This window comes from Nocardia sp. NPDC003183 (genome assembly GCF_053590715.1).
Window position 1 is genome coordinate 558,260 of the sequence record NZ_JBSFTG010000002.1, and the last position, 23,859, is coordinate 582,118.

At 68.2% G+C, this 23,859-nt stretch carries 20 protein-coding genes, 1 tRNA gene and 1 pseudogene; 12 read left to right on the forward strand and 10 right to left on the reverse strand.

The genetic code is table 11. The features are described from left to right. Positions 1 to 9: 9 nt before the first annotated feature. Genes ACWDXS_RS10410 through ACWDXS_RS10420 form a run of 3 tightly spaced genes read left to right on the forward strand, consistent with a single transcriptional unit; the run spans position 10 to position 3,028 of the window. Positions 10 to 558: a GTP-binding protein gene (locus ACWDXS_RS10410; protein WP_378633469.1), complete on the forward strand. Its 549-nt coding sequence runs from the start codon at positions 10 to 12 to the stop codon at positions 556 to 558. Continuing rightward, positions 558 to 1,811 carry a cytochrome P450 gene (locus ACWDXS_RS10415; RefSeq protein WP_449964270.1) on the forward strand — a complete coding sequence of 418 codons (1,254 nt, stop codon included), beginning with the start codon at positions 558 to 560 and terminating at the stop codon, positions 1,809 to 1,811. The genes ACWDXS_RS10410 and ACWDXS_RS10415 overlap by 1 nt, the downstream gene beginning before the upstream one ends. Further along, complete coding sequence (locus tag ACWDXS_RS10420) at positions 1,808 to 3,028, forward strand: cytochrome P450 family protein (protein ID WP_449964273.1); 1,221 nt, start codon at positions 1,808 to 1,810, stop codon at positions 3,026 to 3,028. Before ACWDXS_RS10415 ends, ACWDXS_RS10420 begins: the two co-directional genes overlap by 4 nt. 55 nt (positions 3,029 to 3,083) lie before the next feature. Here ACWDXS_RS10420 and ACWDXS_RS10425 read toward each other — a convergent pair whose 3' ends face one another. The 3 genes from ACWDXS_RS10425 to ACWDXS_RS10435 all read right to left on the reverse strand — a co-directional run bounded on the left by ACWDXS_RS10425 (position 3,084) and on the right by ACWDXS_RS10435 (position 5,051). Next, on the reverse strand, positions 3,084 to 4,229 hold the full coding sequence (locus ACWDXS_RS10425) for an acyl-CoA dehydrogenase family protein (protein ID WP_378991451.1): 1,146 nt from the start codon (positions 4,227 to 4,229) through the stop codon (positions 3,084 to 3,086). Between the two features lie 17 nt (positions 4,230 to 4,246). Further along, positions 4,247 to 4,852: a QsdR family transcriptional regulator gene (locus ACWDXS_RS10430; RefSeq protein WP_378991452.1), complete on the reverse strand. Its 606-nt coding sequence runs from the start codon at positions 4,850 to 4,852 to the stop codon at positions 4,247 to 4,249. A gap of 126 nt (positions 4,853 to 4,978) precedes the next feature. Further along, positions 4,979 to 5,051 (reverse strand) — tRNA-Glu (locus tag ACWDXS_RS10435). A gap of 176 nt (positions 5,052 to 5,227) precedes the next feature. On the opposite strand from ACWDXS_RS10435, the gene ACWDXS_RS10440 reads away from it, so the two are divergent. Beyond that, on the forward strand, positions 5,228 to 6,181 hold the full coding sequence (locus ACWDXS_RS10440) for a DNA polymerase domain-containing protein (protein ID WP_449964279.1): 954 nt from the start codon (positions 5,228 to 5,230) through the stop codon (positions 6,179 to 6,181). 50 nt (positions 6,182 to 6,231) lie between these two features. On the opposite strand, the gene ACWDXS_RS10445 is transcribed toward ACWDXS_RS10440, so the two are convergent. Further along, entirely contained in the window at positions 6,232 to 6,792 is a 561-nt protein-coding gene (locus tag ACWDXS_RS10445; protein ID WP_378633096.1) for a GlcG/HbpS family heme-binding protein, read from the reverse strand. Between the two features lie 323 nt (positions 6,793 to 7,115). Here ACWDXS_RS10445 and ACWDXS_RS10450 point away from each other — a divergent pair, with 323 nt between their 5' ends. Further along, positions 7,116 to 8,312, forward strand: coding sequence for a sensor histidine kinase (locus ACWDXS_RS10450; protein WP_387447169.1), 1,197 nt, complete (start codon positions 7,116 to 7,118; stop codon positions 8,310 to 8,312). A 93-nt stretch (positions 8,313 to 8,405) separates the two neighbouring features. Next, complete coding sequence (locus tag ACWDXS_RS10455) at positions 8,406 to 9,038, forward strand: response regulator (protein ID WP_378991457.1); 633 nt, start codon at positions 8,406 to 8,408, stop codon at positions 9,036 to 9,038. Positions 9,039 to 9,104: 66 nt separating this feature from the next. Here the strand turns inward: ACWDXS_RS10455 and ACWDXS_RS10460 are convergent, their stop codons facing one another. Continuing rightward, complete coding sequence (locus ACWDXS_RS10460; protein WP_379314650.1) at positions 9,105 to 9,599, reverse strand: DM13 domain-containing protein; 495 nt, start codon at positions 9,597 to 9,599, stop codon at positions 9,105 to 9,107. Between the two features lie 397 nt (positions 9,600 to 9,996). Between ACWDXS_RS10460 and ACWDXS_RS10465 the strand changes: the two are divergent. Next, positions 9,997 to 10,323: pseudogene (locus tag ACWDXS_RS10465) on the forward strand (transglycosylase family protein); the annotation flags it as partial. A gap of 43 nt (positions 10,324 to 10,366) precedes the next feature. On the opposite strand, the gene ACWDXS_RS10470 reads toward ACWDXS_RS10465, so the two are convergent. Continuing rightward, positions 10,367 to 11,641: a PucR family transcriptional regulator gene (locus ACWDXS_RS10470; protein ID WP_378991460.1), complete on the reverse strand. Its 1,275-nt coding sequence runs from the start codon at positions 11,639 to 11,641 to the stop codon at positions 10,367 to 10,369. A gap of 192 nt (positions 11,642 to 11,833) precedes the next feature. Here ACWDXS_RS10470 and ACWDXS_RS10475 point away from each other — a divergent pair, with 192 nt between their 5' ends. Together ACWDXS_RS10475 and ACWDXS_RS10480 are read left to right on the forward strand one after the other, a co-directional pair. Then, positions 11,834 to 12,982, forward strand: a complete 1,149-nt coding sequence (locus ACWDXS_RS10475) for an esterase/lipase family protein (protein ID WP_378991461.1) — start codon at positions 11,834 to 11,836, stop codon at positions 12,980 to 12,982. After that, entirely contained in the window at positions 12,979 to 14,340 is a 1,362-nt protein-coding gene (locus ACWDXS_RS10480; RefSeq protein ID WP_449964285.1) for a lipase family protein, read from the forward strand. Before ACWDXS_RS10475 ends, ACWDXS_RS10480 begins: the two co-directional genes overlap by 4 nt. A 536-nt stretch (positions 14,341 to 14,876) precedes the next feature. On the opposite strand, the gene ACWDXS_RS10485 is transcribed toward ACWDXS_RS10480, so the two are convergent. The 3 genes from ACWDXS_RS10485 to ACWDXS_RS10495 form a co-directional block, all read right to left on the reverse strand. Beyond that, positions 14,877 to 15,557 (reverse strand): hypothetical protein, encoded by a 681-nt coding sequence (locus ACWDXS_RS10485; protein WP_449964288.1) that lies wholly within the window; start codon positions 15,555 to 15,557, stop codon positions 14,877 to 14,879. Further along, a complete protein-coding gene (locus tag ACWDXS_RS10490; RefSeq protein ID WP_378991467.1) occupies positions 15,557 to 16,207 on the reverse strand; it encodes a hypothetical protein in 651 nt (216 codons plus the stop codon). The genes ACWDXS_RS10485 and ACWDXS_RS10490 overlap by 1 nt, the downstream gene beginning before the upstream one ends. 214 nt (positions 16,208 to 16,421) lie before the next feature. Beyond that, positions 16,422 to 16,919 (reverse strand): hypothetical protein, encoded by a 498-nt coding sequence (locus ACWDXS_RS10495; protein WP_378991469.1) that lies wholly within the window; start codon positions 16,917 to 16,919, stop codon positions 16,422 to 16,424. 99 nt (positions 16,920 to 17,018) lie between these two features. On the opposite strand from ACWDXS_RS10495, the gene ACWDXS_RS10500 reads away from it, so the two are divergent. Then, positions 17,019 to 20,378 carry a WD40 repeat domain-containing protein gene (locus ACWDXS_RS10500; protein ID WP_449964292.1) on the forward strand — a complete coding sequence of 1,120 codons (3,360 nt, stop codon included), beginning with the start codon at positions 17,019 to 17,021 and terminating at the stop codon, positions 20,376 to 20,378. 510 nt (positions 20,379 to 20,888) lie between these two features. Here the strand turns inward: ACWDXS_RS10500 and ACWDXS_RS10505 are convergent. After that, positions 20,889 to 21,857, reverse strand: coding sequence for a cation diffusion facilitator family transporter (locus tag ACWDXS_RS10505; protein WP_378991472.1), 969 nt, complete (start codon positions 21,855 to 21,857; stop codon positions 20,889 to 20,891). Between the two features lie 215 nt (positions 21,858 to 22,072). On the opposite strand from ACWDXS_RS10505, the gene ACWDXS_RS10510 reads away from it, so the two are divergent. After that, positions 22,073 to 23,167 carry a sensor histidine kinase gene (locus ACWDXS_RS10510; RefSeq protein WP_449964295.1) on the forward strand — a complete coding sequence of 365 codons (1,095 nt, stop codon included), beginning with the start codon at positions 22,073 to 22,075 and terminating at the stop codon, positions 23,165 to 23,167. After that, positions 23,164 to 23,844, forward strand: coding sequence for a response regulator (locus tag ACWDXS_RS10515; RefSeq protein WP_449964298.1), 681 nt, complete (start codon positions 23,164 to 23,166; stop codon positions 23,842 to 23,844). The genes ACWDXS_RS10510 and ACWDXS_RS10515 overlap by 4 nt, the downstream gene beginning before the upstream one ends. The last annotated feature ends 15 nt before the right edge of the window (positions 23,845 to 23,859 follow it).

Here is a 23,859-nt window from a genome sequence, read left to right on the forward strand (position 1 = left end):
AGCACGGCAATGCACGGGTTGAAGATCGTGGTGATCGGCGGATTCGGTGTCGGCAAAACGACACTGGTGCGCTCGGTGAGCGAGATCCGGCCCCTCGACACCGAAGCCACGATGACCGACGTCGGGGCAGGTGTCGACGACACCAGCGGTGTGCCCGGCAAGTCGACCACCACCGTCGCCTTCGACTTCGGCCGCATCACCCTCGACGACGAACATGTGCTGTATCTGTTCGGAGCTCCTGGTCAGCAGCGGTTCTGGTTCCTGTGGGACCGGCTGTTCGCCGGTGCGCTCGGCGCGATCGTGCTGGTCGACCAGCGCCGGATCAGCGACTCCTGGTACGCGATCGACCGGCTCGAACATCAGGGCACTCCGTTCGTGGTCGCCTGCAACGACTTCGGCGATTCCCATTCGCCCGGAGCGGTGCGTGACGCGCTCGATCTCGATCCGGCGGTGCCGCTGGTGATGTGTGACGCGCGCTCGCGCGAATCGAGCAAGCAGGTGCTGATCACGTTGGTCGAGCACCTGTATTCCGCTGTCCCGCAGGGAGAAACCGTCTGATGAGCACACCGACCGGCGCCTGCCCGATCACCGGCGCGGTGCCGTTGAGCGGGCCCGAGTTCCACATCGAACCGCACGAGGTCTACCGGCGGATGCGCCGCGACCACGGCCCGGTCGTCGAGGTAGAGCTGCCGGGCGGTTTTCCGGCGTGGCTGATCATCGGCTATCGCGAACTGCACCAGGTGACCAGCGATCCACTGCTGTTCCCGCGCGATGTGTCGCTGTGGAATCAGTGGGGCCGGGTTCCGGAGGACTGGCCGCTGCTGCCGATGATCGGGCACCCGATGCCCTCGATCTACTTCACCGCGGGCGCCGAACACCGCAGGCACCTGGCGATGGTGGAACCGGCACTGGACGCGGTGGATCACTTCGAATTGCGCAGAGCCTGTGAGGAACTGGCCGACCGTCTCGTCGACGGGTTCTGTGGGCGCGGCAGCGCCGACCTGATCGCCGAGTTCGCGGTGCCGCTGCCCGCGCTCGCGCTGGCGCGCATCCTCGGTCTGCCCGACATCGATGCCGCAGACCTCGCCCTGGCGATGAAACAGCTCGCCGACGGTGGCGCCGACGCCCAGTCCGGGCACGCCCGCTTCGCCGAGCACATGGCCCGCCTGGTCGCGGCGAAAAGGGCACGTCCCGCTGGGGATCTGGCCTCGATGATGCTGGCCGACCCCGAGCCGTTCACCGACGAGGAATACATGAACGACCTGATGGCGATCGCCGCCGCGGGTCACCTCACCACCGCCGACTGGCTCGGCAGCTCCATGCGGTTGATGCTCACCGACGACCGGTTCGCGAACGCGCTCGGCGGTGGCAGGCGCAGTGTCGGTGAGGCCATGAACGAGGTGCTCTGGGAAGAGGGTCCCACCTCGATTCTGGCGGGGCGCTGGGCAGCGCGCGACACCCGTCTCGCCGACAAGACGATTCGTTCGGGCGACCTGCTGCTGCTCGGTCTCGCGGCCGCGAATCTGGATCCGCATGTGCGCCAATCGTTTACCGATGGCGGCTCGGTACCCACCGGCAACAACGCGCACTTCGCGTTCAGTTACGGTGAATATCGCTGCCCTTTCCCGGCGCAGCAGATCGCCGAGATCATCGCGAGGACCGGGATCGAGGTGCTGCTCGACCGGCTGCCCGATGTCGACCTCGGGGTGCGCGCCGACCAGCTCACCCGGCGACCTTCGGCTTTCCTTCGGGGCATGACCGCACTGCCCGTTCGTTTCACACCAGTTCGACCCGTCGGAGGTTTCTCGTGAGCTCGCCATGCCCTTTCGCCATCGACCCCATGGTCGGTGACCTCAACGGGGAAACCGCCCGACTTCGAGCACTCGGTCCGATCACCCGGATCGACCTGCTCGGTGTGCCCGCCTGGACGGTCACCGATCACGCCCTCGCGCGTCAGCTGACCACCGACACCCGGCTGGTCAAGGACATCAACGCGTGGTCGCTGTATGCCGACGGCGTGGTGACCACCCAGTGGCCGCTGATCGGGATGGTCCTCGTCGACCGTTCGATGTTCAGCGTCGACGGTGCCGAGCACCGCCGGTTGCGGCTCAAGACAGCCCAGGCACTGGCCCCGCGGCGGCTGGAAGAGCTACGTCCGGTGATCGAACAGCTGACCGCCGACCTGCTCGACGACCTCGAAGCCGCCGGCGCCGACGGCGCTGCCGTGGACCTCAAGGAGGTCTTCGCCTACCCGCTGCCGATGCGCGTGGTCGGCGACCTGATGGGCGTCGCGCGCGAAGACCACGCGCAGCTGCTCGAGTGGTACAAGAAGTTCTTCTCGGTGATGACCCCGCAGGACGAGCGCCTCGAGGTGATCGGCGGCCTCGATGTGTACTTCACCGACCTGGTCCGGCAGAAGATCGCCGACCCGGCCGATGATCTGACCTCGGCGTTCGTCACCGCCGACGAGGGCGGCGAGCCGCTCACCGAGGAAGAGGCGATCGGCAACATCAAGGCTCTCGTCGCCGCGGGCCACGAGACCACCGTCAGCCTGATCATCAACACCGTGCGCGCGCTGCTCGCCGAACCCGAGCAGCTGGCGAAAGTCCTTGCCGGGGAAGTGGAGTGGAAGCAGGTCATCGAGGAATCGCTGCGCTGGGACGGCCCGGTCTCGCACCTGCTGATGCGTTTCGCCACCGAGGACATCGTTGTCGGCGACACCGTGATCGCCAAGGGTGAGGGCGTGGTGATGTCCTACCGTGCCGTCGGCCGCGACACCGCGGTGCACGGCGAGACCGCCGACGAGTTCGACGTGACCCGCCCGACCGCCAACCGCCACTTGGCCTTCGGCTACGGCCCGCACATCTGCCCCGGCGCCGCGCTGTCGCGTCTGGAAGCCGCGATCGCGCTGCCCGCGCTGTTCGCCCGCTTCCCGAAGCTGCGCCTTGCCGTGCCCGACAGTGAGATCGGCAACCTGCCGGTGCTCACGCAGAACGATCTGGCCGCGCTGCCGATCATCCTGAACTGACCGGCGACGCGTCGCGCCCGGTGGCTCCTACGCCGGGCGCGACGCTATCCGTGCGCTACAGACCCAGATCGCGGCCGATCAGTTCCTTCATGATCTCGTTGGAGCCCGCCCAGATCTTGGTCACCCTGGCGTCCATCCACGCCCGCGCGACCCGGTATTCACGCATGTAGCCGTAGCCGCCGTGCAACTGCACACACGCGTCGAGCACGTCGTTCTGCACCTGCGCCGACCACCACTTGGCCTTCGCCGCGTCGACCGCGGACAGCTCACCGGCAGCGTGGGCGACGATGCCCTGATCGACGAACGCCTGTGTCACTTCGATTTTGGTGACCAGCTCGGCGAACAGGAACTTGTTGTACTGGAAGCTGCCGATCTGCTGCCCGAATGCCTTGCGCTCCTTGGCGTACTGCAGCGTCTCGTCCAGGATCGCCGAGGCGTGCGCGAGGTTGGAGACCGCCGCGCCGATGCGTTCCTGCGGCAGCCGCTCCATCATGGCGATGAAGCCACGATCGACCTCGCCGAGCCGGTTGGCGTCGGGGACACGCACATTGTCGAAGAACAGTTCGGCGGTATCGGATTCGGGCTGACCGACCTTGTCGAGCTTGCGACCACGAGTGAAGCCGTCCATGCCGGTCTCGATGACGAACAGCGTGATGCCCTTGGCCTTCTTCTCCGGGCTGGTGCGGGCGGCGACGATCACCAGGTCGGCGTTGAAACCGTTGGTGATGAACGTCTTCGAGCCGTTCACGATCCAGTCGTCGCCGTCGCGCACGGCGGTGGTCTTCAGCGCGGCCAGGTCGGAGCCGCCCGACGGCTCGGTCATGCCGATGGCCGTGATGATCTCGCCGGTGCAGAACTTCGGGAGCCAGCGCTGCTTCTGTTCGTCGTTGGTGAGTTCGACCATGTAAGGGGCGCACACGTCGTAGTGGATGCCGAACGAGGACGCGATCGCGGCGCTCGCCTTCGACAGCTCCTCGCCGAACACCGCGTTGAAGCGGTAGTCGCCCGCGTCGCTGCCACCGAACTCCTCGGGCACTCCCAGGCCGAGGTAGCCGAGTTCGCCTGCCGCGAGCCAGGTTTCACGGTCGATCGCCCGTTCTTCGACGAAGCGTTCGGCATTCGGCTCGATCGAGCGCTTGACGAACTCGGCGACCGACGCGCGGAAGGCGTCGTGATCCTCGGTAAAGATGGAGCGCTTCATGGTGTCCTTTCGCTGACTTACTGTTCGGGCCGTTCGCCCAGCAGAACCAATGACGCCCGGACAACTCTGGCCGCGTCGGGTTCCTCACCGCTGATCACATCGGTGTAGATGAAGGTCTCGGTGATCCGCACCAGCAGCAGCGCCAACTCGGGCACCGGCAGCAGCGGATCGAGATTCTCGGCCGAAATCTCCTCGGCGAGTAGCTCTTCCACGATCGCGACGACGCGGTGCTGCACCGATCCCGCGCGTGTGGTGAGCAGTCGCAGCGACCGCTCGGGTTCGCGCAGCAGGAACTGGCGGAAGGCATAGGAGGTGTTGGTGGCCTGGGCGAAATCACCGAGGATCGTCGCGATGCGGTACGCGCCGTGGCCGGGAGCCGCGGCGGCCGCGCGACGCAAGGTCGGCTCGGCGACCGACCAGATCACCTCGGCGAGTAGTTCGTCGCGCCCGCCGACCCATCGGAACAGCGTCGCCCGGTTCACCCCGAGCGCGACGGCGAGTTCCTTCATCTCGAGTCGGTGCCCGGCCAGGAATACGGCCCTGGCGGCGCGGAACGCGCTCACGGCATCGGGACGCGCCGCGGCGTCCTGGAGTCGCTTCTCCAACGCCGTCTGCTCGATCACGTCACCTCCATGCACCGTTTCCTACAGTGTATGAACCGTGCAACGTCTGTCAATGTGTTGCACTCCGGGCACAAGACGCGGGCACAAAAAAACTCCCCGGTCACCATGACCGAGGAGTTCTCTTTGTAGCCCCGACGGGATTCGAACCCGCGCTACCGCCTTGAGAGGGCGGCGTCCTAGGCCGCTAGACGACGGGGCCAGAACTACAGCTCACCGGGGTGAGCCGCGCGGAACATACGATAGCCGACGACCTGGTGATCGACCAAAACGGGTGGTGACGGCAGATCGAGGCGCCCCGCGTTCGGCTGTGGCCGGGCGGCGGGTTTGTGTCCATGACCGGTTGACCGCCCTCTGGCAGCGGGGCAGGGTGGGGCCATGACCAGCAAAGAGCTGCGCGGTGGGGTGGAGATGAGCAATCTCGATCAGCCGTTGTTCGACGGGGCCGAGGCGACCAAACGGGATCTGGTCGACTATCTCGAGTTCGTGGGGGAGCGGCTCGTTCGGGTGTTGCGGGGGCGGGTGCTGTCGGTGGTGCGGGTGCGGCCGGGGCAGGAGCCGTTCATGCAGAAGAACCTGCCGAAATACACTCCGGACTGGGTTCCGCGCGCGACGGTGTGGGCCGAGAGCTCGCATCGCGAGGTCACCTACGCGCTCGGCGACGACGTGCGCACGCTGCTGTGGTTCGGAAACCAGCGCGCGGTGGAATACCACCCGCTGCTGCTGCCGGTCGACCACAGCGCGGGACCGACGCACCTGGTGCTGGATCTGGATCCCTCACCGGGACAGACGTTTCGCGACGCAGCCGCGGGTGCGCAGCTGATCCGGGCCGCGCTGGCGGCCGACGGGCTCGCCGGTGCGGTGAAGACCAGCGGCGCCAAGGGATTACACGTCTACGTGCCGATCGAGCCCGGCGTCGCGATCGAGGACGCCGCGGCGGCGACCCGGGCCGTCGCGGCCAGGGCCGAGCGCATCGACCCCACCGTCGGAACCACCGCGTTCATCCGCGAGGACCGCGCGGGCAAGGTCTTTCTCGACTCCACGCGAGCCGGTGGCGCAACGGTGATCGCGGCATACAGTCCGCGCATCCGTCCGGGTGTACCGGTGTCTTTTCCCGTGCGCTGGAACGACATCGACTCGGTGACCCCCGCCGACTTCACTCTACGTACGGCGCGGGACCTGCTCGGTGACGCTGACCCGTGGGACACGGAAATGCCTGCGCCACAAGTACTTCCAGCCGACTTGATCGCCGAGGGCCACACCATTCCGATCGCCCGAGTCCAGGCGATGCACGAGGGTAAACGCCGGGCGCGCGCCCGGCGCACCGAATGAACACTGTCCCCCTGCCGAATTCGGCAGGGGGACAGTACTTCAGATCCTGATCAGCTTCCGAGCGAGGCGACGCCCGCCTGGGCGAACTTCTCGTCGAGGTCACCGCTCGGAGCGCCTGCCACGCCGATGCCCGCGATCGGGGCGTTGTTCGACTTCACCGGGGCGCCGCCACCGAGGAAGAGGGTGCCGTCGATGTCGGCCAGATGGGGAGCCGACTCGAGGCGCTTGGCCAGTTCGGTGGTGGGGGCGTTCCAGGAGACCGCGGTGAAGGCCTTCTGCTGGGCGGCGTCGTAGGACTGCGGGCCCGCGCCGTCGCCGCGCAGGGTGACGATGACATTGCCGTTGCGGTCGACAACCGCGACGCTCACCCGCTGGTTCTCCTTGGCGGCGGCGTCGAGGGCGGTCTGCGCGGCCTTGGTGGCGGCGGCGATCGACAGGTGAGTCGACTGGGCCAGGTTGGCGTCGGCGGCGTTGACGACGACGGGGGTGCGAGTGGCCGGGTCCTGATCCTGCGCCTGGACCGTCACGACGCCGACCACACCGGCGGCGACGACACCGACGGTGGCGCCGGCGATGATGAGACGGTTGCGGGTGGTGGACTTGGCGGTCATGGCTGCTCCTGTGCGGATCTCGGCCGGCCGGCGGTCTGCCGTGGCCTGTTGATATCCATCCTGTTCGCTCGCGGGCCCGCGCGGATCGGCGTACCGGCTGCACTCCGGGGCCGGATCGGCCGACACCGGGGTCAACCGATCGGATGACCCACCGCGGGCGATCATCGGGAAGAATCAACAGTTCGCCCAGGCCGAGCTGTTTTCTCGGCCGCCTCGACCCGGACCGACCGGAGGGTGCGACGCCGAAGTGCTCGCGGGAGGCAAGATCGAGGTCGAGAGGCCGACAACCGCGGCGGCAGCCGCCGAGAACCCAGGTGGATGACATGGCTCAGTTGCTCGGCGCCCAGCGAGACGACACGCGCCTGCTCGCCGTCATCGTCCACAGTGCGTTCTATGTGCTGCTCGCCGCGTCGTTGATGCGGTGGCTGATCCGGCACAGCGAGACGCGGTCGACGCCGCTGATCGTCGTCCTCTCCGTGGTGCTCGCGGTGCTGTACGCGCTGAGCGAGCTGCGTCAGTCGGGTCGGCTGGTGTGGTTCGCGATGCTGGTGCTCACCTGGTCGGTGCTTGTGGTACTCGCGCCGAGTTTCGCCTGGTGCGCGGTGCCACTGGTGTACACGGGGCTGCGGATTCTGTCGGAGCGGGTCGCGGTGATTCTGGTCGTGGTACTCACCGCGCTGGTGGTGTCGAGTCAGGTGCGCATCGCCGGCTGGCTCGATCCGAATCTGGTGCTCGCCCCACCCGCGGTGGCGGCGGTGACCACGGCGCTGTTCGTCGGAATGCGCCGTCAGGCCGAACGGCAGGCCGCGCTGATCGACGACCTGGTGCGGACCAGACAGGAACTGGCGGCCACCGAACGCACGGCGGGCACCCTGGCCGAACGGCAACGACTGGCCATGGAAATCCACGACACACTGGCCCAGGGACTGTCGAGTCAGCGCATGCTGCTCCAAGCCGCCGACCTGGTGTGGGACAGCGACCCGCAACTCGCGCACACGCATCTGCGCTCGGCCGCCGCCATCGCCGAACGTGACCTCACCGAGGCTCGCCGGTTCGTCCACGATCTGGCCCCGGCCGACCTCGCCGCGGGCGGATCCCTGCCCGCCGCGCTGGCCGCGCTCGCCGAACGAGAGACCACGGACACCCTGACCGTGCGCTGCCATATAGAAGGAGCGCCGGGCCCGTTGCCCCAGCGGGTCGAGGCCACCCTGCTGCGCATCGCCCAGGGCGCGCTGGCCAATGTGCGCGAACACGCGGCGGCCACCACCGCCACGATCACCCTGACCTGCCTCGACGACCAGATCGTGCTCGACGTCGCCGACGACGGACGCGGCTTCGACCCCGACGCGCAGGCCGACCCGCAACAACATCGTGGACACGGCCTGCCCGCGATTCGCGCGCGAGTGCGCCAACTCGGCGGCACCTGCACTATCGAATCCGCGGCCGGCGACGGCACGGTGCTCTCCGCCGCGATTCCGCTCGCGCCCGGAATCATCGACGACGCGATCGCCGGCCACTGAAGCGAACGCCGCCACGAACATCCGCTGACCGCGCCGGCGCCGGCCCGCGAAGGGATTCGCATCGTCGGGGAACGCGCGCACTAACATCGGCACGTGACCACCACCGTGCGCCTGTTGATCTGTGACGATCACGCGGTCGTCCGCGCCGGACTGCACGCACTGCTGTCGAGCGCGCCCGGTATCGAGGTTGTCGGCGAGGCTGCCGACGGACCGACCGCGGTCACGCTGGCCGCGAGCCTGCACCCCGACGTGGTGCTGATGGATCTGCAGCTCGGTAGTGACATGGACGGTGTCGAAGCGACCCGCCGGATCACCTCCCAGCCCGCCCCCACCCCGCACGTCCTGGTGCTGACCACCTACGACACCGACGCCGACATCACCCGCGCGATCGAGGCGGGCGCCACCGGATACCTGCTCAAGGCCGAGCGGCCGGAGGAACTGTTCGCCGCCATCCACGCCGCCGCCGGCGGGCAGACCGCCTTGTCGGCGCCGGTCGCCGCCAAGGTGATGGCCAAGATGCGCAATCCAGGACCCACGCTCACCGCGCGTGAGCGTGACATCCTCGGTCAGCTCGCCCACGGCCTCGGCAACCGCGAGATCGCCCGCGCACTGCACATCAGCGAGGCCACGGTGAAAACGCATCTGGGCCGCATCTACGACAAACTCGGGGTCGACACCCGTGCGGCGGCGGTCGCGGTGGCCACCGAGCGGCGCTTGCTCGCCTGAGGGATTCGAGTGCCCACTAGGCATGGCTGAAGGGTCGGGGCAGGCCCTGATCGGACAGGGCGGCGCCTACGCGGGCGCGAGCGTGGCGGCGCCGAAGGACACGTGGAAGCGCTCGCACCAGATACTGACCGACTTCACTGTGGCCAGATCCGTACCGGCGGGCAGTTCGTAGTTCTGGCTGCCCTCGTTTCCCTTCAGGGCGCCGAGGTCGATGCGGTCGCCGTCGTCGAAGTTGTGCCAGTCGTCGACGATCACCGGCTGGTCGGTGAGCCAGACGTGCAGGGCAGGCCCGTCGGAGGTCTTCAGGTCGACGATCCGGAGCACGACGGTGCCCTCCGACGTGCGCTGGAGCTGGGCGGTGCCGGAGGTGTCGTGCTCGTGGGAGACGAAGGTGCCCTCGGCGATCACCGGCGGTGGCGCGCCGTCCACCGCGACGATCGGTGCCTCGTCGACGGTGACCGTGGTGAACAGTCGCCACGGCTGGAACAGATAGAGACCTACGCCTACGGCCGCGACCACGCCGAGCGCGAGGACGGTGAACAGGGTCCGGCGAGTGCTCATGTGCGCCTCCTTTTCACCCATCATCCCCCGGCCGGGCGTGGGCAGACTGCCCGAATTGCCGGAAAAGAAACGTGATCGGGGTCTCTGATTCCTTATGAGCCCCGTCACATTACGACGCTATAACGACAGTGGTGTGATTACGGATTTATTACGGTCGACCAGGGGTGAACGGTGTTCGTTTGGACAATGCTCGCTACAAATGGCGTCGTGATCGGTACGTGATCTCAGATCGCAAACCGGCTACATTCGATCACGGCTTGAACAACAACCCGAGCCGAATCGAATCGCAGAACGCCAGAAAGCCTGCCCCGTGATTCGAGGATCCCCGACATGACTGAGGGGCAGGGACGCGGTAGTTTTCATCACCGAGTCGGTGGGCGCAGGCAGGAAATACTTTATGTCTTTCAATCGCAAGTTCACCACCCGTGCCCTTGGTCTTGCCGCTGTTGCCGGCGCGATGATCGCCGTTCCGGCCGGTCTGACCACCGCAACCGCCTCGGCGAACAACTGGGACGCCGTGGCGCAGTGCGAGAGCACAGGCAACTGGAACATCAACACCGGTAACGGCTACTACGGCGGCCTGCAGTTCTCGCAGAGCACCTGGGAAGCCTACGGTGGCGCGGGCTCCGCCGACAACGCCAGCCGTGAAGAGCAGATCCGCGTGGCCGAGAACGTGCTGGCCGCGCAGGGTCCCGGCGCCTGGCCCGTGTGCAGCGCCTACCTGTAAAGAGCGCTGACAAGTAAGACTTTCCTTGTCGGGAAACGAATTACCCGCTATTCGATGCACACGTCGAATAGCGGGTTTTTTCGTTCTCCAGGGAATCGAGTCGATACACCGTGAGCGACGCGGCGAGCATACGTGAATCTTTCGGATCAGCCGGGTCGAGACCGGTGAGTTCGGCGATCCTGCGCAGGCGATAGGTAAAAGTATTCGGGTGCACGTGAATAAGTCGTGACGCAGTTTTGCGGTCGGCGCCGTGCACGAGATGCGCTTCCAGCGCATCGATCAGGTGCGGACTGCTCAAGAGCGGAATCACCCGCTGCGCCAGGCGTTCTCGGGCCGGGCCGGGCCGGGTGAGCTGATATTCGAGCAGCAGATCGTCGAGCCGGTAGCAGCCGCCGGGCTTGCCGCGTAGTCGCGCCAGTTCGGTCAGTTCGGTCGCGTCCTTCGCCGCGGCGGGAATGGCGTCACGACTGACACCGGAGAATTCGGCCAGATACACCGGTACCCCGAACTGGGCCCGCAGGCGGTCGGCGAGTTCGTCGAACTTCGCCGCGTCGAGGATGTCGGTTTCGGAACTGTGACTCAGCAACGCGATGCCGTGAGCGCCGTCGAAGGTGGCCGGGGTGGTGGTGCCGGTGAGCTCGTCCAAAGCGCGCTGCAACACCCGGATCCGTCGCCTGGTCACCAGGTTGGCCGCGGTGCCAACGCGCGGTGGCTCGCTCAGATGGACCGCCAGCACCGTGTACTGATCGGCGAGGATCGTGTCGGCGCGGGCAGCGAGCTCCTCGGCGGGCAGGCCGCGCACCAGTGCCGAACACAGCTCCCGGCGCGCCTCGCGTTCGGCGTGATAGATCGACTGCTCGACCTCGGTGTAGGTTTCCACGACCGTCATGTTGATATGGCGCAGCAGATCGAGCAGGCGGTTGCCCACCCGCGCCATCTCCGCGGTCTCGGTGGGTAGAGCCAGCGACAGCGCCTCCGCGAACACCGACTGCGCCGAGCCGTGGATCGCGCCGATCAGCATCGGCAACGGCAACCGGTCCTCGGCGTGACGCTCGGCGACCGGGGCGACGAAGGCCGCGACCTCGGCGTAGGTGAACTCGCGGTCGGCGCCGATCGCCTCGAGCACGGCCCGCCCGCACGCGTAGATGGTCGGCAGCACTTCCGCGGTGAAGTGTCCGTCGGGCAATTCGGCGGGCGCGTTGGCGCCGAGACCGTCGGCGAGCATGCGTTCGGAGATCTGTGGCCACCGCGTCAGCAGCCGAGCGGTCAGCGCGGGCAGAGCGGGGAGTTCGGAAACGGGGTGTTCGGCGAGCATGACTCGATTGTGTCCGACGACAGCCCGGTAGTGGACCATCCGATCGAAAACGTACAGAACTTGGCTCCCGCGCCAATCCGGTCCAGAGTTTCTCGTTGCCCGGTGCAGTGACATCACTGTGTCCTGGGTCATAGATTCGCAGAGCGCGTCCGAGCCACCTGTTCGTCGACGCGGATCTACGGAAGTGAAACCATGATTGCAACGACGCATTCCCTTCGCCGCGCGCTGTGCGGAATCGGCATCGCCGCGGCGCTGACCGTGGCCGCAGGCCCGGCCGACGCGGCTCCCACCCTGGAGCCGACGATCGCCTCGCTGGCCGAATACGTGAACGCAGGCACGGTCGCCGCCGCCGACGGCCGCACACCCACCGCCATCGCCGACACCGGCAGCGCCTCGGGCAGCAGCTCGGGTTCGTCGGGCAGCCGCGCCTCCGACGCCGTCGGTGAGGGCCCCGAGATGTCGGCCTACCTGCCCGCCTTCGCCTACGGCCTGCTCCACCCCGACGCCGCGCCGCCCGGCGCCAACCGCTGGGACTGCAAGCCCTCGGCGCAGCACCCGCGCCCGGTGGTGCTGCTGCACGGCACCTGGCTCAACGCCTACGACACCTTCTCCTATCTCTCGCCCCGCCTCGCCGAGGCCGGGTACTGCGTGTTCGCGCTGAACTTCGGCAAATCCGGGCTGCTGGAGGCCGGCGGACTCGGCGCCGTGCTGCCGGGGCGCTACGGGGTGGGCCCGATGGCCGACTCCTCCCGTCAGGTCGCCGATTTCATCGAACGAGTCCGCGCGGCGACGGGGTCGGACCAGGTCGACATCGTCGGCCATTCCCAGGGCGGCACCATCGCCAATCACTACCTGAAGTTCGAGGGCGGCCAGGGCAAGGTCGGCAAGCTCGTCAGTTTCGGCGCCACCCACCACGGCACCTCGCTGCTCGGGATCGCCACCCTCGGCCGGATGATCAACAACGCCGGCATCGACATCATGGGCTTCTACCGGCCGATCATCGGTGCCGCCAATGTCGAACAGGCCGTCGGCTCGTCGTTCTACACCACCCTCAACGCCACCGGCGACACTGTGCCCGGCGTCGCCTACACCGTGGTCGGTTCCCGTTACGACGAGGTGATGAATCCCCTCGACCTCGCCTTCCTGCGGGCCGGACCGGACGCGACTGTCGACAACATCGCCCTGCAGAACGGCTGCGAGCAGGACGTCTCCGACCACCTGACCATGATGTATTCCCCGCGCGCCGCCTCGATCGCGCTGCGTGCCCTCGATCCGGAAGGCAGTCCCACCTTGACCTGCACGTTCAACCCCTGGTTCTTCGGTGGCGGCGGCAGCCTATGACCGTCGACGCCCCGGCGCCGACCCGCCGCGCCGCACCGCTGCTCCCGCCCGCCGACCCGTTCTACGACGCTCCATCCGGTTTCGACGCGCTCGCGCCGGGGACGGTGGTGCGGTCGCGGCCGGTGGACGTCGCGCTGTTCGGGGTGATCCGGCAGCGGATCACGGCCTGGCAATTGCTGTACCGCACCTGCGATCTCGACGGTGCGCCGGAAGTGTCGGTGACGACAGTGCTGCTGCCGTGGGGCGCTGCCGCGCGTCCACGGCCGCTGGTGTCGTTCCAGTGCGCGATCGATGCTGTTGCCCCGCAGTGCTTTCCGTCGTACGCGTTGCGGAGCGGCGCATGGACGATCGGTTCGATCGCGCCGCTCGAGCTGCCGATCATCGCGATGGCCCTGGAGCAGGGCTGGGCGGTATCGGTACCCGATCACGAAGGGGCGGGTGGCCGGTTCGGAGCGGCACGTGAACCCGGATACCGTGCGCTGGACGGGATTCGGGCCGCGCTCGACTTCGCCCCGATGGCGTTGACGCCCACCACGGCGGTTGCCCTGTGGGGCTATTCGGGTGGTGGGTTGGCGACGGCGTGGGCCGCCGAACTGGCCGCCGAGTACGCGCCGGAGCTGAATATCGTCGGTGCGGCGGCGGGATCACCGGTGGGTGACCCGGCCGCCGCGTTCGTGCGTCTCAACGGCGGATGGTTCGCCGGGTTCCCGGCGGCGTTCGTCGCGGGATTGCGGCAGGCCTATCCCGAGCTCGATCCGGTGCTCAGCGATCACCTCGACGCGCGATATCGCGGTCTGCTCGGTGAGGCCGAGGAGCGCAGCACCTTCGCGCTGCTGCTGCGGTTCGCCCGTCGCGATGTGACCCGGCATCTGCGCGGCGGCATGGGGGAGCTGCTCGCCGAGCCCGTCCTGCGCCGCATCCTCGCCGACATCGAACCCGGCACTCGCGCGCCCGCCGCACCCCTGCTCATCGTCCAGGGGGTGAACGACGAGGTGATCGCCGTCGCCGATATCGACGCCCACGTGCGCCGGTACGAGCAGGCCGGGGCGACGGTGCGCTACCTGCGCGTGCGCCGCGGTTCGCACCTGCCACTCGAATTCCTCATCGTCCCGGCGATTCTCGATTGGCTCACCGACAGATTCGCTGGAATTCCCGCACCGACCGGCACGTGCACCGTTGCCTCCGTCGCCCGTTCACCGCGGGCCCTGCGTACGCACTTCGCGTTCGTGCGGCTGGCGCTGCGCATGCTGGCAGGTAGGCCGATCGGTGGGGTATCACCGGAACGAACCAGCCTGCGTCACAGCGATGCCGAACATCCGGACGTGGTCGGTGATGCCTCGATCGCGGTCGAATGCTGAGTCGGTGTACTCCGTGAGACGCGTGCTCGATTGTGGTGGTGTGTCAGCAGCGGCCGCCGTGAGCTGAGCCTCGCCACGCAGCGGCCGGAGCGCGACGAACTCCGCGGTGTCGCGCCGTGTTCGGCTGTCTGTGTCTCGTTGTCGCCGCGCCGCCTCGAGATCGGCCGACGCGGCGAGCTGCCGCGCCGTGTCGTTCCTCGAAGGTGTCATCCCCGTGTTCCTCACTACCGGCACCGGCACCGGCCGTCGGAACAGAGATGCGCCATGCCCCGGCGGCGGTTCGCGGCGAACCGTTTGCCCCTCGCACGGCATCAGTGTCGGTGAGGGGTTTCACCGACGTCGACGCCACCACTGCGGCGGCGTCGGTGAAGTACTACTGCCCTGGGAGTGACGGCCGCGCCGCCGCTGCCGAGTGGAGCCGCAGGGGGGTTCCACCCGGTCCGTCGGCGCGCCCTCCCTGGGCGTATCCGAACCCGGTTGCCGGACGAACATCTCCGGCAGCCGGGTTCCGTGCCTTGCCCGACAACCCGCGACGATCAGCTCAACCCGGCGATGATCGCCGCTCGTACCGGATCACCGGCAGGGAGGCCCTTGGCCACCCGCCGCCAAGCGTTGCGCCCGGCCGTCAGCGAGCAGCGCACCGCATCGGTCACCGCCGATACGTGCGTGCTGTCGAGCGCCGCACCCGCCAACAGCGAGATCTCGAGATCCTCGGACATGGTGAGCGCCCTGGTGACGGCCTGCCCGGTGAGCGTGCCGTCGTCACCGGCGTAGAGGACGACCAGCAGTTCGGTGCGGTCGGCGCCGAGGCGTACCGAGATCCGCACGATGTCGCCCGCCGCGGCTCGAGCGCCGAACGAGTGCACCGAGATTCGCGTCTGCTCCGCGCCCGCGGGCGAGCGGGTGAATTCGATCCCCAACTCCCGGTCGCGCTGCTTCTGCACCGTGCGAGTCGTTGTCTGCTCGCTGTCCGACGACGCGGCGAGCGGCTGCACGGACCAGCCGGGCACCGTCATCACGGCCCGGCGCGCACCGAGGTCGCCGAGCGCGGCTGAGCTGCCCGACACCGCGCCTGCACGTAACAGTCGCTCGGCGATCCGCGCCCCCGCGGCGGCGGACTCCGCGTCGGCGTCCGGGCTGTCGGACGCGGCGAAGGCGATCAGCACGTCGATGTCGACAGGCAGACTCAACCGGTCCGCGTCATGATCCGGCGCCATTACGCTGTCTCCTCGTTGTCCCGGGCGTCGAGCTGCGCGCGCACGGCCTCGCGCAGCAACTTGGCGCCTGCCGCGCGCAATCGCTTGACCTTCTCCTGGCTGAACCGCAGGTCTGCGGCCACCTCGCCGGTGGTCTGCACATCGGTATAGCTGCCGTCCGCGGCGATCACGAAGGTCGCGCGGAGCACGGCGGCGGTCTCCGCGTGCGTGATCGAGGCCAGTGCGTCCCGCAGGACAGCGCGGTCGGCGAGCCGGTTCTCGGCGTCGCCGCACCGGTGATCCTCGAGTACCAGGACCGCCGACTCGTAGTCGACTCGCTGGCCGGGGTGACGTTTCTCGGCGGTGCGACTGCGGCGGTCCTGGAGCACCTGCCACTGCAGCTTCTTGAGCACCAGCGCTTTCCAGTGCCGGATCCGCTCGGTGGGCAGCGTCGCGGTGAGTTCGACCATGGTGTTCTGGGCGACGTCTTCGAAGTCGCTGCGCATGTCCGGGTCGAGCCGATCCAGGACGTAGCGCGCTTTGGTTGCCGCATAGGTCGACATGGTGACCAGATCGGCGCCGAAGATGTGATCGACCACCGCCGGGCGCAGGCGTTCGGGGACCTCGCTCCAGGATGCGCCGAGCCATTCGTCCAAGGGCTCAGTGCTCACCCGGCACCCCCGCTCGGCCGACGACGCGCACACCACGGCTCGGTTTCTCGACGCTGCCCGCGCCGTAGGCCGGGCCGAGGGCAGACAGTGGCGCGCGGTACCGGGTCGAGCATGTCGCATCGCGGAGCCTCCTGTCGGGTCGATCGGCTCCTACACAGATGCGGTTGCGGCCCGGAGCGGTTCGCTCAGTCGGCATCGACGGTGTCCACGCGGATCAGGTCGGGCACGCCGGGGAGGCGACCATGAACGAGAACGCGATCTGGCAGTACCAGGCCTTTTCGACCTTCCACTTCCCGTCCTCGACGATGAAGTTCACGATGAGCGGCTGCGGCGGGCTGTTGTTGATGGAAGCCGTGCCGTCGGCGATCATGCCGGGCGGTGCGGTGCGCGTACCCGTGATGGTGAGCGCGATGGTGGCGCCGCCCTGGCGGGGCGCGTCGGCGACCCGGTTCGGCAGCTCGGGGTCGCTCCCGATGCCCTGGATCAGCTCGAGTTTCTCGGCGTTGGACACGGTGGTGTCGAGCAACCGTCGCATCAGTTGCTCGACCTCGTCGGCGCTGGGCAGCGGCGGCGGTGCGGAAATCTCCTGCGCTACCACGGCTGTCGGCTTCGCGCTGGTGTCCGCGTCGTCGGCGCAGCTCGCCGATACCGGGATCGTGACGAGCAGGGCCGCGGCGGTCAGGGTGCGTCCGGCGATGTGTCGTCTCGACAACGTGGTCCCCTGGGTCGATCGGTGGTGTGCTGGAATTCCATCGTATCGGGGCATTCTCGGCAGGGTCGCCGGTGCTGCCCGGAGGGAGATGGGGGAGACATGGCAGGCGAATCGACCGATCAGCCGACGGACGCGCTGTTGTCCGATGACGCGGTGCTGATCGAGCTGACCGGTGCGTCGCAACGCTGGCTTGCGCTGTGCCGTGCTGCTGTTGCGACCGGGCCGGATGCCGCGCGCCGATTGCTGGACCACCGGCGGGAGACGGGCGTGCTGGCGAGGCAGTCGCTGGCCCGCTGGAAGGATCTCGCCGCGGACGATCTGCTCGAGGAAGAAGCCGAAGATCCCGACGCGCAGGACCGCCGGATCACCGCGGATCTGTCCGCCGCACGCGCGATGGCGGTGCTGGCGCGGGCATTGACCGGTTCGATCGACACCGACGACGCGTGTGCGGCATTTCTCGATCACGCCGAACGCGCCGGTCTGACCTCGGTGGGTACCCAGTTGCTGCCCGCGGGCATTCCGATCACCAGTGCGAATGCTCCGCTCGGTGAGATCGTGCGCCATCTCCTCGGCCAGGGCGCTCGCGCGGCGCGCGGGTACGCCATCATGGCCGCGCTGGAGTTGTCCGGACATACCCTCCCGGTCGTGCGCAGCAGCCGGATCAGCGTGCTGTTCGCCAGCTTCGGCGGTGGTGGCGAGGTGGGCGTGCTGCGCCTCGACCAGGTCCGGGGCGGACCGAGCGGCCTGCACCCCGACCCGGCGCGGATGGGCTTCCTCCAGGCCGATCGCGCCTTCACCGACAGCCTCGAAAAAGCTTGGCACATCAGCAGATTGGCCGGCACCGACGCCTGTGTGCGATGGTCGGTCTCGACGCACGGCAGCGCTCCGGCCAACGACATCAACGGCGCGTCGATGGGCGCGGCGTTCGCGGTCGCCCTCGACGATCTCGCACCGCGGCACGCCCTGCTGCGAAAGCTGCGGCCCCGTCGACTCGACCCCGAGTGCGCGGTCACCGCGGGCCTGTCCGGGTCGAATCTGACGGCCGTCGGTGGCTATGCGGGCAAACTGACTGCCGCGCAACGCTCGTCGCTGCGCGTGGTGGTCGCGTCGGAGGCATTGCGCGAAGCCGCCGACGAGGCGCCACAGAATTACGCCGACCGCATCTCGGCCGCCCGCACGGTGGCCGAAGCGATCGCCCGGACCCGCACACGGGCCAACCTCGCGCTGTGGATCGTTTCCGTCGCGGCCGGGCTGGCCGTGTTGCTGGCGGTGGGGTCGGTGACCAAGGTGGTCCAGCTGCGCATCGAGAACGCGGCCGCCCGCGCGGAATCGAATTCGCGCCTGTTCGCCGGCGTCGCCCGGGGTGGCGGCAATCTCAATCCCGCGCTGTCCCAGCAGATCGCCCTTGCCGCCTATCGCACCGCTGAGACCGAGGAGGCGCGGTCCGCTCTGTTGGAGAACACCGCCACGAACGCGCCGATCCGGATCAGTCCCGGTGTCGTGCTCGGTCGCGGGGTGGTCTTCGATCCCGACGCACCACGCATCGCGACCACCGCGCAGGGTGACGTGATCGCGATCGGCGAGGGCGACGGCTCCGTGGAATTGGTGCGGGTGAGCGAGTCCGGCGTCGATCGGTGGCCACGGTTCGACACCGGGAGCGGGCACATCCGTGGTCTCGCGATGAGCGCCGGCCACGAGTGGTTGGTGGTCGCGGGCGATCTGCGATCGGCGTTGTGGAACATCGCCGACCACGGTGCACCGCGCCTGGTGACCGAGCTCCCGCTCGGCGGCCGGTTGCCTTCGTCGGCAGCGCTCAGTCCCGACCTCGGGTTCGTCGCCATCGGCACCCACAGCGCGACGATTGCGAGCTGGCGCCTCGGCGACGATCCCGCGCACCCGGTCGCCCTGCCGACGATGTCCGGTTCGGGGCAGCGTGCGGAGGTCGCCCTGAGTGATCACACGCTCGTCGCGGCGGTGCCGTCGTTGTTCGGCGGAATCTGGACCACCACGGTGCGCGCCTGGAACATCGAGACCCTCGACCGGGAGCAGACACCGGCGTTCGACCGCCGCCTCGAACGGCCCGGCGGTGCGGAGGCGAGGTCGGTCGAGTTCAACGGCGACGGCACCGTGCTGGCCGTCGGTCTCAATCCGGGCGAGGTCGCGCGCTGGCGAGTAGGCGCGGGCGGCTTCGACCCGATGCCCACCGCGCCGCGGGGCGCCAACGAATACCTCGACGTATCACCGACCGGGGACGGTCGATCCGCCGTGATCGTCGGCGGCGACACCCGGGCGCGCATTCGCGATCTGGACACCGGCGAGGAGCTGGTCACCTTCCCGATCGACATGGTCGCGCGGGCGCGCTTCCTGCGCGGTGGAAGATCGCTGGTGACAACGAGTTTCGACCATGCCGTGCATGTGTTCGAGCTGCCGGGCCCGGTCGTGTCGACCAGCTCGCTGACGCTGTTCCGGTTTCCACCCGACCAGCCCGCCCTCCCGCAGGATCTGTTCCCCCATTTACGTAGTCTGGCCAGAACGCCCTACGCCACCGATCGAGCGCTGCTCGACGGCGACCCCGCCGGCCTGATCGACGTCGTCGCGATCGCCCCGAACGCGGCCAGGGCGGTGACCAGAACCGAATTCACGATCCAGGTATGGGACATCACCGACCCGGTGACTCCGCGTCGTGTCGGCGCGCCGCTCAGCGCGGCAGGCGTCGACATCCGCGCCGTCACGTTCAGTCCCGACGGTGCCTTGGCCATCGGCCGCAGCATGACCCAGACCGTCGATATCTTCGACGTCACCGGCGAGCCCCGACTGCGGTCGAGTATCCGATTCGGCCGTGGCTACCCGACCTCGCTCGCGTTCAGCCCGGACGGCGGCCTGCTCGCCGTGGGCAGCCACCGCACCGGCAATGTCAGCGTCTTCTCGACCACCTCCACCGCGCAGCCGATCGCCGAACTGTCCGATCTGCGAACCCCGGGGCAGACCATCGCGCTGGCCCTGAGTTCGCGCAACACACTCGCGGTCGGCACTCTCACCGGCGCCTTCGTCTACCAGCTCGGCACGCCGGGTACCCCGCCGCGTGCCCTTGCCGCCCCCGCGGGCGCCAACGGCTCGGCGGGTTCGGTGGCGTTCGATCCGGACGGAACCCTGCTCGCCATCGACGACATCGTCAGCGGCACCATCCTGCTCTGGGACTACTCCGTCCCGGCGCACCCCACCGCCTACGCCACCATCGCCCGGGGGCTGCGCCACCGGCAACCCACCATGCTGGCCTTCGCCGCGGACGGCGCTGTCCTCACCGAGTCCGCGGTCGACGGCACCCTGCGGCAATGGCGCACCGACGCCGCCGCCGAAGCCGATCGGATCTGCGCCAGCGGCACCACCCCGATCACCCGCGAGGAATGGGTGGTCGCCCTCCCCGGCCACGCCTATGTGAACACCTGCCCGGCGCGCTGACCGATACGCCCTGACCGGAATATCCGCATTTGTGTGTGACGGTGTGTAGCGGTGCCCCTATTTCTCGGGGCAACGGAAATGTGGCCTTATCGGATGTCGCACTATGAATCTCATAGAGTTCTCAGAATTATTTAAGGAACAGTGGGTATCGCGCGAAAATGCCAGGTAGAGCTGGTGTTGTGGCCGTACTGTTACCAGTGTCACTAAATCGGAAATTCCGTAACCCGTCGCGTTTGAGCGTCGATATGCCATTCGTAAGCCAGCTCCGGCTGGGCCTATGCGAGAAACAGAGGAATTACTATGATCCCCGTTATCATCGACACCGGTAGCGCTGCCCTGGGCGGCCTCTTCGACACCCTCGGCGCCGCACTCCACGGGCTGGTCGACACCCTGTGGACCGGTTCCTTCGGCGGCTGAATCAGCCCCATAGGTCGATGAAACGACCTGGTCCTCGCTAGCGCGTGACCGACGAGAAGGCCTCGCACCCGACGGGTGTGGGGCCTTCCCTCGTCAGTGGGTGTGGGGGGCTTGTTCGGGCACGTGCTTGGGGCCGTGCGAGTCGGCGCACGGGTGGGAGTCGCGGTTGCCGATGTCGAGCAGTTTCGGGCTGGCGTGGTCGACCTGCAGGGTGACGTGCTCGATGTGGTGGTCGTGGTCGAGCATGTGCGCGATGTCCTCGCGGACCGCATGGCAATCATGGCCGGGCCGCACGAGAACGTGGGCCGACAGTGCGGGAGAGCCGGAGGTGATTTCCCAGATGTGCAGGTCGTGGACTTCGGTGACGCCGTCGCGCGCGGCCATGTCGCGACCGATCTGCGCCGGGTCGAGATGTTCGGGCGCGGCCTCGAGGAAGATCCGGCTCGACGCCTTGATCAGCCCGATGCCGGCCTTGATCATCAACGCCACCACGATCAGCGTCGCGACGACGTCGGCCTGGACCCAGCCGGTGAGGATGATGATCAGACCGGCGACGGCGGTGGCGATGAACGCGAACAGGTCGTTGAGGATGTGCTGGTAGGCGCCCTCGACATTGAGACTGGTGCGATCGGCGCGGCTGATCATCCAGGTCGCGAGCACGTTCACGGCGACGCCGACCAGCGCGGTGATCAACACCAGCCAGCCGTGTACCTCCGGCGGCTCGAACAGCCGGCGAATCGCCTCGTAGCCGAGCCACAGTGCCAGCAGCAGCAGCGTCAGCCCGTTGGCCTGGGCCGACAGGATCTCGGCCCGCTTCCAGCCGAACGTCATCCGCCCGGTCGCCGGTCGCGCCGCGAGCCGGATCGCCCACAGCGCCAGCGCGATCGAGGCGGCGTCGGTGGTCATGTGTGCCGCGTCGGAGAGCAGTGCCAGCGAATCGGCGATGATGCCGACGATCACTTCGCCGATCAGGAAGGTGACGATCACCGCCAGCGCGCCGGCCAGCCAGCGTCGATCGCTGTCGGCCGATACCCCGTGGTCGTGCCCGTGCCCTGCGCCCATCGCGTTCCCCTTCTCCTGCGGTCCGATCGGTCGCAATCATATGCACACATCGCTATGTGTGCAATTCGTTCTTGGTCGAGCGTGATCGTCGCTGGTCATCGGATGTTGCCGCGTCGAATTCCACCCTATGCCTGAGCGTACGGTCGTGGTGCCGCCCATCGAATCACTCTCGAGAGTGAGGTGCGGTGGACTGTTTCCGGACAGACTGGGACGTCGTGGGAGTACCTCGGGAACATCCGTCGCCGCTGGACGCACTGATCGCCGCCGTCGTCACGACCGCGAGCGTCGTGCCCGCGCTCGTCGTCGGTGCGTCGTGGTGGGTCGTCGGGTTGTCGGTCCTCGCATCGGCACCGGTGCTGTGGCGGCGCAGGGCGCCGGTGGGTGTGTTGTGCGTGGTCGGCCCGGCGATCACGGCGCTCGGCTGTGTACACGCGTTGCCGGTGCTGCCGTTCGGCACGGTCGTCTGTGTGTACACGATCGCGGCGCACTGTTCGGCACGGCAGCGCCGGCTGACCTTCGTACTGGTCGCGGTGGGAATTCTGGTGTCGCTGCTGGTGCCACGCGAGCCCGCTGATTCGTACGCCTATGCCGCGATGTCGTTCATGACGGCATGGGCGCTCGGGTCGGGCGTGCGCGCGAAGCAGGCGCAGATCGACGCGCTCGCCGAACGGACACGACGTCTCGACGACGAACGCGAGGCCGCGGTGGTCCGCGAGCGGTTGCGGATCGCGCGGGATATGCACGACGGGCTGGCCCACACGGTCGGCGCGATGATCGTGCGCGCCGAAACCGGTCCGCTGCTGGATCGGGCGGATGCCGACGTGGCCTTCGCGGCGATCGCCGACGGTGGGCGTGATGCCCTGCGGGAACTGCGCCACAGTATCGGTGTGCTCCGCGAGGACGATCCGCCGCATCAACCGGGCGTAGCGGCTATCGCCGATCTGGTCGCCCTCGCCGAACACGGGGGTCTGGCCGCGCGTTTCACCGAGCACGGAACCCGCGTGCCGATCTCACCGCAAGCCGATGCCGCCGCGTATCGGATCGTGCAGGAGGCGCTGACCAATACGGGCAAGCACGCGAAGGCGACGCGGGTCGAGGTGGCGCTGAGTTGGTCATCGGGTCGGCTGGGGGTGCGGATCGCCGATGACGGCACCGCCGTGGACCATGCGCGGGCGGACGCAGGCCCGACGGGCTTCGGTTTGGTCGGGATGGCCGAACGGGTACAGGCGTGCGGTGGCTCGCTACGGGCGGAGCCGACGCGGGCTGGCTTCGTGGTGTCGGCCGATCTGCCACTGGCACAGAGGAGTTGACGGTGCGGGTGCTCGTTGTCGACGACCAGGAATTGTTCCGTGCCGGGTTCCGCCTCATCCTGGAGTCCGAACCCGACATCGAGGTGGTGGGGGAGGCTTGCGATGGCGTGGAAGCGGTGACGGCAGCCCGGCGGCTCACCCCCGATGTGGTGGTGATGGACGTGCGGATGCCCCGGCTGGACGGGGTGGCGGCCACTGCTCGGATCTGCGCGGAAACCGCGGCAAAAGTACTGGTGCTCACCATGTTCGATGTCGACGAGTACGTCTATGCCGCCTTGCGGGCGGGTGCGAGCGGGTTCCTGCTCAAAGACGCCCGCAGGGCCGAATTGATCGGTGGCGTCAGAGTCGTCGCCGCTGGTGACGCACTGCTGGCTCCCTCGGTGACGCGGCGGCTGATCGCCGAGGTCGCCGGACGCGCGCGGGCCCACCCGGAAGCGTCCGCGCAGCTGGCAATGCTGACCCCGCGGGAACGCGACATTCTGCGTGAACTCGCCGCCGGCCGATCGAACACCGAACTCGCGGCGCGGCTGGTCGTCACCGAACACACCGTGAAAACCCATGTCAGCTCCGTTCTTTCGAAGCTGGGGCTGCGTGATCGGGCGCAGGCGGTGGTCTTCGCCTACGAATCCGGAATGGTGGCGCCGGGGGACAATCGATTGCCGGGTGGTGTGAGGTGATCTCACTCGCGAGAG